Source organism: Bradyrhizobium sp. (assembly GCF_019242285.1).
GTDB lineage: Bacteria > Pseudomonadota > Alphaproteobacteria > Rhizobiales > Xanthobacteraceae > Bradyrhizobium.
The window spans coordinates 1-2,219 of the sequence record NZ_JAFAVV010000238.1; the positions used below are offsets into that span (position 1 = coordinate 1).

Annotated in this window: 2 protein-coding genes; both read right to left on the reverse strand. The window is 63.7% G+C overall.

Annotated features, from left to right (window positions below; all coding sequences use genetic code 11):
• Positions 1-1,748: amidohydrolase (locus JOY90_RS09150; RefSeq protein ID WP_291690819.1), on the reverse strand; the 1,748-nt coding region annotated here is incomplete at its 3' end.
• A gap of 116 nt (positions 1,749-1,864) precedes the next feature.
• Complete coding sequence (locus tag JOY90_RS09155; RefSeq protein ID WP_291690820.1) at positions 1,865-2,197, reverse strand: PPC domain-containing DNA-binding protein; 333 nt, start codon at positions 2,195-2,197, stop codon at positions 1,865-1,867.
• Positions 2,198-2,219 lie beyond the last annotated feature (22 nt).

Sequence of the window (2,219 nt, forward strand, 5' to 3'; positions counted from 1 at the left end):
ATGTTGCCTCCGACCACGGTCATTGCCGAGCGAATATTCCGAATTTCCTGATCGGGCACGGTGAAATAGTCACGGTCGAGCACTGCAACGTCGGCGCGCTTGCCGGCCTCGATCGTGCCGATCTCGCTCCCTCTAAGCAGGAACCAGGCATTCTCGCGCGTGAACAGACGGATTGTCTCTGCACGATTGAGCCGCTGGCCGTCGTTCACTTGCTGGCCGAGTGAGTTCAGACCCGTGATCACGTACTGCATGTGCGCCCACGGATTGAGCGGCGAGATGTGTACGCCATCGCCCTGAAGGCCCGCCCTCACGCCGCTGTCGAGGATGGTGCGGAACGGCACGCCCGCCGGCTTGCCGTCGTTCGAGACGACCCAGCGGAACGCAGCCATCGCGACACCGGCGCCCAGCGCCTTCGCGCGTGCGAGGAGTTCCGGCGTCGCACCGTCAGCGTGATGGATGATGTAGCGCTTGTCCTTGATGTCGTAACCCTTGGCCGCAAGTTCTTCCCACGCCTGCACGACGCCTTCGAATTCCTTGGCATTCGAGACAGCGTTCTCGTTGCGCCAACCGGCCTCGGCCACAAGCCGCTGCGCCTCGAACCAGACCTGACCGCCGGGCGTCGAGCGATCGACGTTGACCGGCGCGGCCCATTCGCCGATGCCGCCGGTTGAGACCATCTCGCTGCCGAAATTCGGAAACTGGTTGCGCAGGCGCGCGCGCAATTCCGGAAGCTGGTTCGCCATGTCGCCCAGCGCCGGGATGAATCCCTGATGATGCAGGAAGCTGATCTCGATCCTGCTGATCGACTTGCCCTGACGGTCGATCTCGAGGAGGGGATCGTACATCCGGTACTGATCGAGATTGGACAAAACCTGAATCGGATGCAGCGGGCCTGGTGTCGGGAACAGAACCTTGTCGCCCATCGTCGTGAGCCCGAGCCTCGCCGCGTAGCGCTGCGTTTCCATCGTGGTGCGCAGCTTGTCGTCGAACGTGGTTCGCGAGCGCAGCAGGAACAGCGCGCTGGTTGCCGGTGTGACCTTGCCGAAGCCGCCGTCCTTGATCAGGCCGTCTTCTGCGACGGCGACCGGAACGATGTCGGGATGTGCGGGCGTCTTGTCCCACTCGTCAAACAACTTCTTGCCCATGCTGTTGGTGACGGCAGGGCCGGTGAAGCGCGTGTAGAGAAACACCGGCCGGTCCGGCACGGCCTGATCGAGCTGTTCGCGTGTCGGCAGCACTTTGATGTCCGACCATTGGTTCGGATGAAACCCGCCCATCGACGTGATCCATCCGTCGGCGGGAACGGTCTTGCGCCGCTCGGCAAGCGCCTTCTGAACCTCCGCGAGGTTCGCCGTGTTTTCGAGGATCGTGTGATAGCCCGGTCTGTTGTAGACGCTGACGACGTGACAGTGCGGCTCGATGATGCCGGGAAATGCGGTCTTGCCGCCGAGGTTGACGGTCCTCGCCGCGGTGGCCGCCATCGCCGCCGCGTCAGCCCCGATCGCAACGAAGCGGCCATTGCGGATCGCCACGGCGTCCGTAACGGTGCTCGCGTTATCCATCGTGTGGATACGGCCGTTGATCAGCACCAGGTCGGCGGGCCTGGCATTCGCGGCGCCGGTTTGCGCCATCGCCGGCGGGCCGAGAGCCGCAGTCGCGCCCGCCGCTGCGGTGAGGGCCATCACCCCGCGACGGCTGATTTCGCTTGCATTGGCGTCGCGCTTGTTCTCGTCGCTTGAGCGAGTCATGGCCTTCCCCCTTTGCCCGGCAGCTCGCGGGCATTCGCGGCGACGCGTTTAGAGTAACGCGGCCTGCGAATTATACACTTGCGTGCTCGATGGGGTAGCGGCCGGCGTTCTCCGGTTCACGCTTGCGGATGGATCAGCGCGAGGCCGCTCTGCGGATCCTTTTTCTTGCGCAGGTGGACAGGCGACTCCGTCAGGATCACTTCGAGTGTGGGCCGCACGAGCGCCTTGCCAAGGTGACCTGCCATGGCCGTGCCATCGCACTTGCCAATGACAAGATGAATGTGAAGCGCAGCCTTGCCGGAAGGCGCTTCCGCCACATCGCCGATCATCGAGGCCACCTCGACCTGATCCGGCACCGGGATCGGCTGATAGTCCTTCTTTTGCCAATCGAAATACATGAGCGTGACATCGCTCAGCGCGCCAATCGCCGTGAAGTGGGCGGCGGTGATGGCGTGGTCGTCGACAAAGGTC